The 14,777-nt window shown below is 41.1% G+C and carries 11 protein-coding genes; all 11 read right to left on the reverse strand.

Annotated features, from left to right (window positions below; translation table 11 throughout):
• Positions 1-61: 61 nt before the first annotated feature.
• The 11 genes from ricA to GPS65_RS08360 all read right to left on the reverse strand — a co-directional run bounded on the left by ricA (position 62) and on the right by GPS65_RS08360 (position 14,770).
• Positions 62-496, reverse strand: a complete 435-nt coding sequence (gene ricA, locus GPS65_RS08310; protein WP_003211238.1) for a regulatory iron-sulfur-containing complex subunit RicA — start codon at positions 494-496, stop codon at positions 62-64.
• A gap of 1 nt (position 497) precedes the next feature.
• The gene (miaB, locus tag GPS65_RS08315; RefSeq protein WP_012010025.1) at positions 498-2,024 is read right to left on the reverse strand and encodes a tRNA (N6-isopentenyl adenosine(37)-C2)-methylthiotransferase MiaB; all 1,527 of its coding nucleotides are present in this window, start codon (positions 2,022-2,024) and stop codon (positions 498-500) included.
• Between the two features lie 158 nt (positions 2,025-2,182).
• Positions 2,183-3,361: a glycine C-acetyltransferase gene (locus tag GPS65_RS08320; protein WP_041815531.1), complete on the reverse strand. Its 1,179-nt coding sequence runs from the start codon at positions 3,359-3,361 to the stop codon at positions 2,183-2,185.
• Positions 3,361-4,425, reverse strand: coding sequence for an L-threonine 3-dehydrogenase (tdh, locus tag GPS65_RS08325; RefSeq protein WP_012010023.1), 1,065 nt, complete (start codon positions 4,423-4,425; stop codon positions 3,361-3,363). Before tdh ends, GPS65_RS08320 begins: the two co-directional genes overlap by 1 nt.
• A gap of 173 nt (positions 4,426-4,598) precedes the next feature.
• The gene (locus tag GPS65_RS08330; RefSeq protein ID WP_119124864.1) at positions 4,599-7,643 is read right to left on the reverse strand and encodes an efflux RND transporter permease subunit; all 3,045 of its coding nucleotides are present in this window, start codon (positions 7,641-7,643) and stop codon (positions 4,599-4,601) included.
• 202 nt (positions 7,644-7,845) lie between these two features.
• Positions 7,846-8,106 carry a stage V sporulation protein SpoVS gene (gene spoVS / locus GPS65_RS08335; RefSeq protein ID WP_003211281.1) on the reverse strand — a complete coding sequence of 87 codons (261 nt, stop codon included), beginning with the start codon at positions 8,104-8,106 and terminating at the stop codon, positions 7,846-7,848.
• 201 nt (positions 8,107-8,307) lie between these two features.
• A complete protein-coding gene (locus GPS65_RS08340; RefSeq protein ID WP_012010021.1) occupies positions 8,308-9,102 on the reverse strand; it encodes a TIGR00282 family metallophosphoesterase in 795 nt (264 codons plus the stop codon).
• 87 nt (positions 9,103-9,189) lie between these two features.
• Positions 9,190-10,752 (reverse strand): ribonuclease Y, encoded by a 1,563-nt coding sequence (gene rny / locus GPS65_RS08345; protein WP_003211958.1) that lies wholly within the window; start codon positions 10,750-10,752, stop codon positions 9,190-9,192.
• A gap of 233 nt (positions 10,753-10,985) precedes the next feature.
• Positions 10,986-12,161 (reverse strand): serine hydrolase domain-containing protein, encoded by a 1,176-nt coding sequence (locus GPS65_RS08350; protein WP_144456038.1) that lies wholly within the window; start codon positions 12,159-12,161, stop codon positions 10,986-10,988.
• Between the two features lie 144 nt (positions 12,162-12,305).
• Positions 12,306-13,343 (reverse strand): recombinase RecA, encoded by a 1,038-nt coding sequence (gene recA / locus GPS65_RS08355; RefSeq protein ID WP_088001380.1) that lies wholly within the window; start codon positions 13,341-13,343, stop codon positions 12,306-12,308.
• 176 nt (positions 13,344-13,519) lie between these two features.
• Entirely contained in the window at positions 13,520-14,770 is a 1,251-nt protein-coding gene (locus tag GPS65_RS08360) for a competence/damage-inducible protein A (protein WP_012010019.1), read from the reverse strand.
• Between the last annotated feature and the right edge of the window lie 7 nt (positions 14,771-14,777).

Here is a 14,777-nt window from a genome sequence, read left to right on the forward strand (position 1 = left end):
TAGCAAAATACAAATTACATATATTCTATATAACAAAAAACCCCGCATCTGCGGGGTTTTCTCATTTAATGGAGCAACTTGGTGATGAATTTTTCACTTTTGAACCGGTTTCTCCTAATAAGAGGTCACCGCCGGTTGAAAGAATGATTTCATCTGTTACTTGATTAGAAATCGTATGCGCCACGAGCTGCAATAGGGAATTGACTTCCACTTGTGATTCTTTGAATTCTTGAATCACTGGGATTTCATCCAGTTCTTCTTGCAGGGCATCGATTTTTTCTTCCACTTGCTTTAAGGCTTCATGTTTGCCGTAATGCTTTAAATTTACCGCTTGTTTTTGAAGCGCCTTAATTTGGTTAATAATCGTTGAAATTTTTGTATTTTCATTGATTTGCGCTTCTGCTTTTTTGAAGAAATCAACTTCTTCTGTTTCAGAAATCATTTTAGCGAGCTCTCTTGCGCGCTCGACAATCTCTTTTTTTGAATAAAGCGTCATTTTAATTCACCTCGATAGCTTCTCCAACCATTTCTCCGTCAAGAGACCAAGTTTTGGCTTGTGTGATTTTCACTTTGACGATGTTGCCAATCGCTTCTTTTGGTGCTTTAAAATTCACAAGCTTGCTTTTACTTGTATATCCGGCTAGGATTTCAGGGTTATTTTTACTTTCACCCTCTACTAATACTTCGACAGTCTGCCCTTCATATTCCTTCATTTTTTTCGCAGAAATTTCATTCACGAGGGCATTCAGGCGCTGTAGACGTTCTTTTTTCACATGCATCGGTACGTTGTCTTGCATTTTCGCTGCTGGTGTTCCTTCTCTTGGAGAGTAAATGAACGTATAAGCTGCATCAAACTCAACCTCGCGATAGAGGGAAAGTGTTTCCTCAAACTGCTCATCTGTCTCATTTGGGAACCCAACAATAATATCCGTTGTTAATGAAGCATTTGGCATGGCTTCTTTGATTTTGCGCACAAGATCAAGGTAACGCTCACGGTCATATTTTCTCGCCATAAGTTTCAAGACAGAAGAACTACCGGATTGAACTGGCAAATGAATATGATCGAGAAGGTTCCCACCCTTAGCTAACACTTCAATTAAGTGATCATCAAAGTCACGCGGGTGGCTTGTTGTAAAACGGATACGCGGAATATCGATTTTACGCAGCTCATCCATCAAGTGTCCAAGACCATATTCCATGTCTTCAAAATCTTTTCCATACGCATTCACGTTTTGACCAAGAAGGGTTATTTCCTTATATCCTTCTGCCGCTAAACGTCTGACCTCTTGAATAATTTCGTCAGGGCGGCGGCTTCTTTCTTTACCGCGCGTGTAAGGGACGATACAGTATGTACAGAATTTATCACAGCCGTACATAATATTCACCCAGCCCTTAATTTTTCCTTGGCGGGCTCTCGGAAGGTTTTCAATGACATCGCCTTCTTTTGACCAAACCTCAATGACCATTTCTTTTGAAAGATAGCATTCAGATAACAACTCTGGTAAGCGGTGAATGTTGTGTGTACCGAAAATCAAATCAACAAATGGATGTTTCTTCAAAATACGGTTGACGACAGATTCCTCTTGCGACATACATCCGCAGACACCTAAAATTAAATCTGGCTTTTCACGCTTTAATGCTTTTAAATGACCAAGCTCTCCGAACACTTTGTTTTCCGCATTCTCACGAATTGCACAAGTGTTTAATAGGATAACATTTGCATCTTCCGTTGAGTTTGTCGGTTCATAACCAAGCGCCATAAAAATACCAGCCATCACTTCTGTGTCATGCTCATTCATTTGACAGCCATATGTGCGAATATAAAACTTGCGCCCGTTTCCTAACCCTTGAAAACGCTCGTCAATTTGAAATTGATTGTATTCGACTTCTTCTTTACCCCGTTTTTTTGCATCTTTTAAGGAAGGCGGAATGTACACAGCTTCAAAATACTGGCTGTAGTCCTTCTCGGATTTTTTGTCCGATGAACTTACTTGTCCGCTCGCTTTTCTCTGCTCTTCATTCATGTATTTGTACTCCTTTCAAACCAAGCTCCACCCTACAGTATAGACTATTTTGTCGTGAATTGAAAATAAATTCATATGCAGTCTTTCTATAAAAAATGGCTATTCATCAAGAAGGTCACAGCCAATCTCTTTATTAAAAAAAGAGAGCCTGCGCTCTCTCAATCAAGTATGTTTAGTTTTTTCGCTTCTTCTTCGATGATCGTCAGTGCACGGTCAAGCTCTTCTTTTGTGTGCTCTGCTGTGATGATGGCTCTAATTCTCGCTTTTCCTTTTGCTACAGTTGGGAAAGCAATGCCTTGAGCAAAAACGCCGCGCTCGATTAACGCTTTTGAAAAACGGAAAGTGAGGGCCTCGTCTCCAATCATCATTGGAATAATAGGCGTTTCTGTTGGTGCCACCTCAAATCCAAGGCCGATGACTTTTTCTTTAAAATAGGCCGCGTTCTCCCAAAGAGTTTCAATGCGCTCTGGTTCATCTAACAGCACTTCAATCGCTTCTTCACATGCTCTAGTCACAGCTGGCGGATGTGAGGTACTGAATAAAAACGGTCTTGCTTTATGTTTTAAATAGTCAATTAAAACGGCTGATCCCGCTACATAGCCGCCGAGCACTCCGACAGCCTTACTAAGTGTTCCAACCTGAATATGCACCCTGCCGTCGAGTTTAAAATGGTTGACTGTCCCGCGGCCATTTTCACCAAGCACACCCGAGGCATGTGCATCGTCTACCATCACAAATGCATCATATGCTTCTGCGAGCCTGACAATCTCAGAAAGTGGCGCAATATCTCCATCCATTGAGAACACACCGTCTGTGACGATGAGACGAACGCGGTAATTCATAGATTTCTTTAAAATTTTCTCAAGCTCTTCCATATTGGCATGACCATATACTTTTTTATCTGCTTTTGTTAACCGAATGCCGTCGATGATTGAGGCATGATTCAGTTCATCTGAAATCACAATATCATCTTTTGTCAGAATACTAGATAAAACCCCTTGATTGGTCGTAAAGCCTGATTGAAACACAAGAGCTGCCTCGGTCTTTTTAAATGCAGCGAGCTTTTTTTCAAGGCGTTCGTGCATCGTCATTGTGCCAGCGATCGTTCGTACAGATCCTGTACCAGCACCGAATTCATCAATCGCCTCTTTTGCCGCTTTCATCAGCCTTGGATGCGAGGTGAGGCCTAAGTAGTTATTTGAGGAGAGCTGTATGACAGATTGTTCATTTAATGTCACTGTGGATGATTGTTTTGAGTCAATCTCTTTCAATGTTTGGTGGGTGCCTTGCTGCTTCATTGTTTCCAGTTCATCTTGTAAATACGTGAATTCTTTCATCATTTCTTCCCCCTTTGATTTGATGGCATCATCAGTACGACTTTTCCGCACGTACCATTTCTCATGAGTTCAAATCCCTTTTCGAACTGTTCAAATGGCAGTGTATGGGTGACAACTGGCTGGACATCGATGGTATTCGTTCTTAATAACTCAGATACTTGACGCCACGTCTCAAACATTTTTCTCCCCGTGATCCCTTGCACGGTTAATCCCCTAAAAACAATTTGATTCGTAATGTCAATTGTCACTGGTCGTTCCGGCAAACTGAGGATATTCACTTTCCCTCCATTTGCACATGACTCGAGAGCTTGATTAATGGCAACTGGATGTCCTGACATTTCGCATATCACATCTGCGCCTTCCATCCGCGTGAACTGCTTAATCACCTCAACAGGATCACCTTTTCCAATATCCACGATATGGTCTGCCCCCATTTTCCTAGCAAGATCCAGCCTGTATTGGTTTTGATCGACAGCAAACACTTGGACAGCACCGGAAGCTTTCGCGACGGCGATCGCCATTAAACCGATTGGTCCGCAGCCAAAAATCGCCACTGACTTACCTGAAACAGGTGTGTGAAGCACTGTATGAACCGCATTTCCAAGCGGCTCTTGAATAGACGCAAGCTCTACTGGCATTTGAGCTGGATTGTGCCACACATTTTGTTCAGGTACTTTGACATATTCAGCAAAACACCCGTCAATGTCTACCCCTAAAATTTTCGTTTCATTACACAAGTGCTGTTGCCCAGTTAAACACATAGAGCACTGATTACATACAACATGAGTCTCTGCCGATACAAAATCCCCTACTTTTGCACGTGAGACTTGCTTTCCCGTCTTGACAACTTCCCCTGTAAATTCATGTCCAAAAATGTAGGGCGCTTTCACTCTCCCCTTTGCCCAATCATCCCAATTATAAATATGCACGTCTGTTCCGCATATCGATGTGGCTTTTACCTGTATCAATACTTCATGATCATTGATTTCTGGAATCGGCATCTCCATCAACACCGCTCCGTAAGCGCTTTCTTTTTTAACAATTGCTTTCATCGTTCCACACATGACGTACAACCCCTTTGTTAAAAAACTTCTCCCAATGAGATTTTAACACGTCTTATTTTAACCGTAAATACCACTGTCTATTGTATAAGGACAAATGAACACTCCACATATTTTTTTGGATATTTTTCTAAAAAAAAGCAAATCCCCGTAGAAAAGAAGATTTGCTTTTTGATTTACCGTCTTTTTGAAACGGCAATATATAAGGCTGGCACGATTAATAGTGTCAAAATGGTTGAGAAAAAGACACCCGATACAATGCAAATAGCCAGCGGCTTAAACAGCGGATCATTGCTTAATGCTACAGGCATAAGGGCGACAAGGGCCGTAAATGCTGTAAGTAAAATTGGCCTGATCCTTGCTCTTCCCGCTTCAATGACAGCAGTCTGTTGATCGAATCCTTGCTTACGCCGCTGCTCAATAAATTCGAACAAGACAACTGCGTTTCGAACAACGATACCAGCTAATGAGACAATTCCCATTGTTGCCATAAAGCTGAACGGCGTTTGTGTAACAAATAGTCCTATCACAGCTCCAGATATCGCTAAGTAAACCGTCCCTAGAACTAATAGTGGGAGCATCAATGAATTGAACTGGAAAGCGATGGTCACATAAATGAGCAGCAAGACAACCCCAAATAAGAGACTAATTTCAATAAAGAACTGGGATTGATCTTCATTTTCTCCGCCTTGAGAAATGGCTAAATCCTTCGCTGCATTCGTTTGTCCTACTTGATCGACAACTTCTTTCATATCGTCTTTAAACGATTCTGACGTGCCAGGATACGCCTTCAACGTAATAGTCGGAATTCCATTTTCATGAGGAATGCTTTCGTACTGCTCTGTTTCTTTTTCTTTTACATATCGGCTAAGCGGCTCGAGTGAAGGCATACCGCCTTCAGTTGAATTCACAGGCACTTTTATTTTGTTTAGCTTTAATCCATTTTGATGTGTACCTACATCCTGTTTGACAACTAAGTCGATATCATTTGTTCCTTGTTTAAAGCTGCCTAATGGCATGCCTTCTGTCACAAGACCGAGCTGTCTGCTAACAAACTGAGCGCTGAGGCCATCCTCTGCCATTCGGTTACGGTTTAGTTCAAAGGAGATCGTTTTTACCGGCTGATTGACATCGTCAGTAATCAAGCTCGCTCCTTTTTCTTTCATTTCACTTGTGAGTGTTTCTTTGGCATCAATGAGCTTTGCGAAAGAGTCACCAGCAATGGTTACTGTTACAGGCGCACCAGTTGGTGGACCTTGAACAATGGTTTTCATAAAGATATCAGCATCTTTAAATTTATTACGCAATGGCTCTGTCATACGATCGATTAATTGTTTACTCGTCATCTGATCATTGTCTACTCTCACGACAACCTGACCAGTATGATCACTTGCATTTGAGATACTTTCATTAAACAGGTTCGGTACACCACCCCCTGCAAAGATCGCCGTCTCTTCAATACCTTTCTGTTTTTTCACTTCTTGTTCTATTTTCTCTAATGTTTCATTTGTTTTGTCTAATGTTGTTTCACTCGGAAGTGTGACAGTGACAACCACTTCTTTCTTATTCGCTGCAGGGAAAAATTCAAATGGTGTGACGAAAATTAGTAAAAAGGCTAGCGTTGCAACAAGCAAACCACTTAAGCCAATAAGCAGCGGACGCTTCACAATGTTCGTCAGCACGCGGTCTGCATAAAAATCAGCTAATTTTTTTAATGGTTTGCCTAGGAATCCTGGCTCCTTTTGAATTTTCTTATTTTGTCTTTTTCGGTTCACGGTATATTGATAGACTGGCACTAGTGTCAGAGAAATGACCATAGACGCAAGTACAGTCGTTACGAGAACAGACGGTAATGCTCGTATAAATGAACCGTTTGCACCTGAAAGGAAAACAAGTGGCAAGAAAGCAAACACAACCGCAAGTGTTGAGGTCAAAATAGATCCTGCCACTTCTTTGACCCCTGCAATCGTTCCTTTCAGCGGGCTTTCATATTTTTTCATCTGCCTTAAAATATTATCGTTGACGACAATCGCATCATCAACAAGTATTCCTAGGGCAATGATAAAGCCGATAATTGAAATCTGATTGAGGTCCACTTGTAAAAATGGTAGCGGAATCGTTCCGATGGTGATTGATAATGGGATGGCAAGTGAAACGATAAACGCACCGCCAATAGTAAGACCAAGTGTGGTGACAACAATAACTGCGATGACCGCAATAATGGCTTCTTTTATCAAATCATTAAAAATGGCATCAACGTCACTTTTTTGTGAATAGTAGTTTACCCACTCGACACCTTTTGGAAGCTTTTTCTCATTTTCAATAACATCACTGACTTTGTCATACATTTTCGGGATATCAAGTCCTGGTTTGATATTGACTGTAAATGAATAGGCAGGCTTTCCGTTATAAGACACAATGTCACTTTTCTCTTTTTCTACTTCTTTTAAGCTGCCAAGCTGACTAATTGTTACCGGTTCACGGTTCGTTTTGGAAAAAAGCTCAAGCTTTTTCACTTGATCCAAATGGTCGTAGGTATCGATGGACAGCTTGACCTTCTCGCCGCCTGTCCGAATGTCACCTAGTGGAGATGTGTCAAACTCCTGATTGATGGCATTTGTGACATCCGTAACTTTTAACCCTTCATCCTCCAGTTTGCTTGAATCTAAATTTAATACCGCTTGTTTGTCATTGAACCCTTTGATGACGACACTGTCTACTCCTTTGATGTCCTCCACCTTTTCCTTCAACGCACGAAGCGATTCCTGACTTTTTGCTAAGTCTGCTGATTGACTTGCCACAACCATATAAGAACCAACCGGTACGTTGCCAAACTCATCCTTTACATCTGGCTCCATCACTCCGTCAGGAAAGGACGATGCAGCACTTGTGGTTTCGTTCTTAATTTGACTTGCCACCTTTTGAAAATCGGATTGATCATCAATTTCAAGCACAATATTCGAAAAACCAATGGCAGAAACAGAACTCGTTTTCTCTACACCATTGATATCAGATATGGCTGATTCGAGCTTATTGGTTACATCACTTTCCACCTGTTTTGCATCCGCACCAGGAAACACGGTGGAAATTGTAACGATATTCGCTTGGAATTCTGGGAGTTCTCGCTTAGGAAGCTGCGTAAATAAATAGCCGCCTGCAATGAGAACAATAAAAAATAAAATAAAAACAAGCTTTCCTCTTTTTAAAAAAGCTTCAATCATTATTTCACCTACTTAAATATTTATTTTTGATGAAGTATTTTCAACTTAATCTTAATTTATCATCATGGTGAAAAAATGCAAGCTCTAATATGTAATTTTTATCTATTTCATGAACTGAATATGTTATATAAGAAATGTATAGTGGTAAACAAAAACAACCTGCTTACATGATGTAAGCAGGTTGAAAATAATAAAATTAGAATTATCGTGGCTCAACAATCAATTTGATGGCTGTTCTTTCTTCTCCATCGATAAGAATGTCAGTAAAGGCTGGAATGCATATCAAATCCACTCCGCTTGGTGCAACAAATCCCCTTGCTATGGCTACAGCCTTGACCGCCTGATTCAGCGCTCCAGCGCCGATTGCTTGTATTTCCGCTGCACCGCGTTCACGTAAAACGCCTGCTAATGCTCCTGCTACTGAATTCGGATTTGACTTTGCTGAAACTTTTAAAATTTCCATTTCTGCTCCCCCTTAAATTTACAATGGATAAGTGAGTGTTCATTAGAACAATCTTTGTTAGATGATGCTATTTTTTGAAAATCCATCCCCAAAATGTTTTTCAAAAATAGCAGGCTACCTACCATTTTTACTATATTCACGATAGAGGGCGCATATTCCTTCTTTCTGATTAATATTTTTCTGAAATAAATTTGTGAACATTTATTCAAAGAAAATATGGTCATCATTTATCAAAATTCGATCAATTTTGACAGCTTTTTTCGACTGTTCGTCAATTTCTACGATGACTGCACTTAATGTCGTAGGTCCTTCTGCAATCTCAAAACGGACGGGAAGACTTGTTTTGAATCGTTTAATAATTGTCTCCCGATCAACACCTAAAATGCCATCATAAGGTCCTGTCATTCCCACATCTGAAATATACGCAGTTCCTTTTGGCAAAACGCGGTTATCTGCTGTTTGAACATGTGTATGCGTTCCAACCACACATGATGCACGGCCGTCTGTATACCAGCCCATCGCTAGCTTTTCACTTGTGGCTTCACCATGAAAATCAATAAAAATGAACGGAGTACGTTTGGATGCTTCCGCAATTAACTCGTCTACTTTTTGAAATGGGCAGTCAAGTGGGGGTAAAAAAGTACGTCCTTGCAGATTGATGACGGCTAATTCTTTCCCTTGTTTTTTGATAAACGTCAGACCTTTACCAGGTGTGCCTTCTGGGAAGTTCGCCGGACGAACCATGTGGGCTGCATCATCGATAAAATCAAAAATGTCTCTTTTATCCCATGTATGGTTGCCCATTGTGAGCACGTCAGCTCCTGCTTGCAGCAGCTCATGATAGATTTTTTCAGTTATTCCTTTTCCATGAGCAGCATTTTCTCCATTCACAATGGTAAAGTGAGGCTGATATTTCTTCTTAAGTTTTGGCAAGTATTCTTTCAGTGTGTCTCGTCCAGGTGAACCGACAATATCTCCAACAAATAATATTTTCATGCGCTTTGAACCCTTCCTCTTTTAAATTGACTTCTTATCAGTGTTGCATATTTACACAAAAAATAAAGCGGCGCTAAGCGCACCGCTCTATTTTGCATACTCTACTGCGCGAGTTTCTCGAATGACCGTCACTTTAATGTGACCAGGGTAATCGAGCTCGTCCTCAATCCGCTTACGAATATCCCTTGCTAGACGGTGAGCTTCAAGATCATTAATTGAATCCGGCTTCACCATAATACGTACTTCACGTCCAGCCTGTATCGCAAACGATTTTTCAACACCTTCATAAGATTCAGAGATATCTTCTAATTTCTCAAGTCTCCGAATGTAATTTTCAAGCGTCTCACTTCTTGCACCAGGGCGTGCTGCAGATAATGCATCTGCTGCCGCAACAAGAACAGCGATAATAGATGTCGGTTCTTGGTCACCATGGTGAGAGGCAATACTGTTGATGACAACAGGATGCTCTTTATATTTCGTCGCAAGCTCAACGCCAATTTCTACGTGGCTTCCTTCTACTTCATGATCAATGGCTTTTCCAATGTCATGCAGAAGACCTGCTCGTTTTGCAAGCTTTGCATCTTCTCCAAGCTCTGAAGCCATGAGACCTGCAAGATGTGCAACCTCAATTGAATGCTTCAGGACATTTTGTCCATAACTTGTACGGAATTTTAAGCGACCGAGAATTTTGATAAGATCCGGATGCAGACCATGAACTCCGACTTCGAATGTCGTTTGCTCACCCATCTCACGGATATAATCATCGACTTCACGGCGTGATTTTTCCACCATTTCTTCAATTCGTGCAGGATGAATGCGGCCATCCTGGACTAACTTGTCCAGAGCTATCCTCGCTGTTTCACGTCTAATCGGATCAAAGCCCGATAGGATAACAGCTTCAGGTGTATCATCTATGATCAAGTCAATACCTGTTAACGTTTCTAACGTACGGATATTTCGTCCTTCACGTCCGATAATACGACCTTTCATCTCATCATTTGGAAGATTGACTACAGATACCGTCGTTTCAGCTACATGATCAGCTGCACAACGCTGTAACGCAAGTGAAAGAATGTTTTTCGCCTTTTTATCAGCCTCTTCTTTCGCTCGGTTTTCAGATTCTTTCGTCATGACTGCAATGTCGTGGGAAAGCTCATTTTCAACTTGATCCAGAATGATTTGTTTCGCTTCATCTCGAGTTAAACTTGAAATACGTTCCAACTCGGCTTTCTGCAAACGAATCATATCATCCACTTTGCTTTCCATCTCTTCAATATGTTGTTGTCGTTCATTCAGAGAATGATCTCTCTTCTCCAACAGGGACTCCCGTTTATCTAAAGATTCATCTTTGCGATCAAGATTTTCCTCTTTTTGAAGTAAACGGTTTTCTTGTCTTTGAAGCTCATTACGTCTTTCACGAACTTCTTGCTCCGCCTCTACACGAAAGGAATGAATTTCATCTTTCGCTTCCAAGAGCGCTTCTTTCTTCAATGCTTCCGCATCACGCTTTGCATCCTCAACAATTTGTTCGGCCATGTTTCTTGCGCCGGATATTTTTGCTTCTGCAATGGTTTTACGAACAAAGTAGCCAACAACTAAACAGATTAGGCTCAGCAAAATGGAGATGATCGTAAACATCGTAGGCGACATATTTTCACCTCCTCTTGCTATGAACTTGGTTTTACAAATAAAGTGTCGGCATGTACATTGTTTTGTGTCTCAACATACAGGGCCTTCACAGGGAATGAGATCCTCACTGCCCTTGTCAAGTTTAAATTAGTTATCAATCATGTTAAGAAAAACAAGTGATACATTCCCATTGTAATTGTGTCGGAAATACTTGTCAAGCTTGCCATCTTAGCGTTTGCAAAAGCAGATCAGAATTATTCTTGATTCAGCAGCTGGTATACTTTATTGTTCACTTGACCCAATTTAGTGTTATTTTGAATGTTTGAGAACAAAACAACGATGGTTTGTCCAGATTTGCTAAAGCTGTTCAAATTGTTGAAGCCCGGCATGACACCATGGTTTGAATAGCTACCGGGAGCAATGTAGAATCCCATACCGTATGTGGAGCTACTTCCTGGCGTAAACATCTTTTTATAGCTCTTCTGCGAATACAGTTTGCCGTCTATCAGTGCTTGGTCAAATTTGTACATATCTATAGCACTCATATAAATATCTCCAGCACCATACAGCTGAGATAGATCAGGCATATACGGTGTAATCGCTTTACTGCCTTTCAACTTATATCCAACAGCAGGATAAGGTTCTTTTTCATATGTTTTGTAAAAGCCTGCATGCGTCATTCCCGCCGGTTTAAAAATATGATTCGTTATATACTGTTCATAGGACTCACCGCTTACTTCAGCAACAATATAAGCAAGAATAGAATAGTTGGAATCCTTGTAGTCCCATACGCCCGGCTGATGATTAATTCCCTGACGTTCTATGTCTTTTATTAAATTTGGCGGAGTAATTACGCCTTTTCCCTCAATATGTCCGTTTATTCCCGATGTATGTGTAAGCAGATTTTTCAAAGTAATCTTTTGTCCGTTAGGGAAATGAGGTAAATACGCGCTTACCGGATCACTTGTCTGAAGTTTCCCCTTTTCCTCAAGCTGCAAAATAGCGGTTGCTATCAGCGCTTTTTGTGACGAACCGACATAAAAAGATGTCGATGGATTATTTTGAATTTTTTGTTTACGGTCTGCATAACCAAAACCTTTATTTGTTACGATTTCTCCATTTCTAACAATCATGGCTGTTCCGTTGAAACCGATCTCATTTAAATAACTGCTGATTTTTTGATTGCGGTCCACTGTTTTGATTTGTCCCTCTGATTTTTTAGCGGTTTTCTTTTTGACTTCTTTTTTCTGGCTGGTATTTGAAGCTGTTGCAGTTTGTTGAAACGAGTTGTTCTCTTCACTATTTCGATGAAGCACATTCCACATCGTGAAGCAAATCATCACTGCTAAAAAAACAAGCACAAGTTTTCCCCTTTGATTTGGTTTTCTCCGTCTATGTTTTGCAGTTCTTCTGTGGGTTCGGCTTGTCATTACTTTTTCCTCCCAAAACAAATTCCATCTTGTACAATTTAGACGGATGAGTTACTGAAAAAGTTGTCGAAAGTTTTTTTACAAAATAAAAAAGGCTGAGCTTTTTCACCCAGCCTTTTTTATCATTTCATACTGATTTTATTTTTATTCTAAACCTTCTAGCGCCTCTTCAGCTTCCTGCTGCGCTACTCCGTTATTATCCAAGCCGTAATGTTCACGAATTTGCTCCTGAATCATCAGCATGATATCTTTATTTTCTTTTAGGAACTGTTTCGCATTTTCGCGGCCTTGTCCAAGACGTTCCTCTTGGTAAGAATACCAAGCACCGCTCTTTTGTACGATATCTAGTTCGCTTCCAAGGTCAATGATCTCGCCCTCTTTTGAGATTCCTTCACCGTACATAATATCTACTTCTGCAATACGGAAAGGCGGTGCTACTTTGTTTTTCACCACTTTAATTCTCGTTTTATTCCCCATAATGTCATTTCCCTGTTTCAGCTGTTCAGCACGGCGCACTTCTAAACGAACAGATGAATAGAACTTCAGCGCACGTCCACCAGGCGTTGTTTCAGGGTTACCGAACATGACCCCAACTTTTTCACGAATTTGGTTAATAAAGATGGCAATGGTTTTTGATTTATTAATGGCACCAGATAGTTTACGAAGTGCTTGGGACATCAAACGTGCTTGTAGACCAACGTGTGAATCACCCATGTCTCCTTCAATCTCTGCTTTTGGTACAAGAGCAGCTACTGAGTCAATAACAACAATATCAACTGCACCACTGCGGACAAGCGCTTCTGCAATTTCAAGTGCTTGCTCTCCTGTGTCAGGCTGAGAAAGTAACAACTCATCAATATTGACACCTAGTTTTTGAGCATAAACTGGATCAAGTGCATGCTCTGCATCGATAAATGCAGCTTGTCCTCCCTGCTGCTGAACCTCAGCAATGGCATGAAGTGCTACTGTCGTTTTACCAGAACTCTCTGGACCATATACTTCAATAATACGCCCGCGAGGATATCCGCCTATTCCCAGTGCAGTATCAAGTGCTAACGAACCACTCGGTACTGTTGAAATACGTGTATCTGTTTGCTCTCCTAGTTTCATAATAGAGCCTTTACCAAACTGTTTTTCTATTTGTTTAAGAGCCATATCTAAGGCTGCTTGACGATCACTCATTCTATTGTTTCCTCCTTTATCAATTCCACTATCTATACTATACCTTGTTTTACGTCATTTGCCAAGAAAAAAACGAACACATATTCGATTTTTTCTTGGTGGATTTTTAAGAAAAGAGTGATTTCTAATAGAAAAAACACTCTTTTCTAAAGGAGCAAACCTAACAAAAAACAAAATTAACTTTCTTTTAATAAATTGAGCAAGTGATGCAAACCGTATTTCACAGCGCGTTTGCGAATGCCCGACCGGCTTCCAGTAAACATCCATTCAAACACGTCTGTATGGTCTTTCGTAGATAGCCCGATGAACACTTTTCCGACCGGCTGTCCCTCGTGGGTATCAGGGCCTGCTACACCCGTAAAGCTAATGCCAATATCACTTCCCGTGAGCTTTCTAACACCTTCAGCAAGCTCTAAAGCACATTCTTTGCTGACAGCACCATGAGAGGACAATGTTTCCTCCCGGCAGCCAAGCACCTGCTGTTTGACTTGGTTTGTATAACAAACGATACTGCCGCTTAAAATCGACGACGCACCTTCAAGATCTGTCAGCCATTCAGAAAACATTCCGCCTGTTAGGCTCTCAGCCGCTGCCACTGTTTTCCCGTGATCGCGCAAGGCCTTGGAAGCTTCGCGGACAAGTGATGTCTCACCATACCCGTAGAAGTACTCTCCTACTCGCGCTAAAATTTTCGCTTCCGTCTCTTTTAACAGACGCTCCGTTTCTTTTTCATCCTCATGCTTAGCCGTGAGCCTAAGTGTCACTTCACCGTCAGATGCAAGAGGTGCAATCGTTGGATTGGTTTGAGCATCAATTAAATCTTCTAGGTCTGTTTCAAGCTGTGATTCACCAATTCCAAAGAAACGGAGAACAACAGACACGATTTTTTCCTTTAAACCCAGTTTCTCAGATATGAGCGGTTTTGCCTCGTTCTCAAACATCGGATGCAGTTCACTTGGCGGGCCTGGAAGAAGCATATAAAACGTATCGTTTTCTTGAATGAACATACCCGGAGCCATCCCAAACCGGTTCACGAGCACATCAGATCCTTCTAGAACGAGTGCCTGTTTTCGGTTATTTGGTGACATGTCTCGTCCAGTCTTTCGAAAGTATTCTTGAATGGATTCAAATGCTTCTTCATTTAGCACAAGCTCTTTTCCGAGCGTGCTCGCAATGGTTTCTTTTGTTAAATCATCTTTTGTTGGTCCAAGACCACCTGAGAAGATAATAAAATTCGATCTTTCCTGCGCCACTTGAATGGCTCTTTTTAAACGCTCTGGATTGTCACCAACTGCTGTATGGTAATAAACATTCACACCAATTTCAGCTAGCTGTTTGCTGATGAATTGTGCATTCGTATTCGTAATTTGCCCTAGCAAAAGTTCGGAACCGACTGCAATAATTTCTGCTTTTCTCTCTGACTTCAAAGCGTAC

The organism is Bacillus pumilus (assembly GCF_009937765.1).
GTDB lineage: Bacteria > Bacillota > Bacilli > Bacillales > Bacillaceae > Bacillus > Bacillus pumilus_O.

Bases quoted from the DNA above. Each gene is read 5' to 3' on its own strand.
- ricA (WP_003211238.1), bottom strand. From the start codon at position 496: ATGACGCTTTATTCAAAAAAAGAGATTGTCGAGCGCGCAAGAGAGCTC.
- miaB (WP_012010025.1), bottom strand. From the start codon at position 2,024: ATGAATGAAGAGCAGAGAAAAGCGAGCGGACAAGTAAGTTCATCGGAC.
- GPS65_RS08320 (WP_041815531.1), bottom strand. From the start codon at position 3,361: ATGAAAGAATTCACGTATTTACAAGATGAACTGGAAACAATGAAGCAG.
- tdh (WP_012010023.1), bottom strand. From the start codon at position 4,425: ATGTGTGGAACGATGAAAGCAATTGTTAAAAAAGAAAGCGCTTACGGA.
- GPS65_RS08330 (WP_119124864.1), bottom strand. From the start codon at position 7,643: ATGATTGAAGCTTTTTTAAAAAGAGGAAAGCTTGTTTTTATTTTATTT.
- spoVS (WP_003211281.1), bottom strand. From the start codon at position 8,106: ATGGAAATTTTAAAAGTTTCAGCAAAGTCAAATCCGAATTCAGTAGCA.
- GPS65_RS08340 (WP_012010021.1), bottom strand. From the start codon at position 9,102: ATGAAAATATTATTTGTTGGAGATATTGTCGGTTCACCTGGACGAGAC.
- rny (WP_003211958.1), bottom strand. From the start codon at position 10,752: ATGTCGCCTACGATGTTTACGATCATCTCCATTTTGCTGAGCCTAATC.
- GPS65_RS08350 (WP_144456038.1), bottom strand. From the start codon at position 12,161: ATGACAAGCCGAACCCACAGAAGAACTGCAAAACATAGACGGAGAAAA.
- recA (WP_088001380.1), bottom strand. From the start codon at position 13,343: ATGAGTGATCGTCAAGCAGCCTTAGATATGGCTCTTAAACAAATAGAA.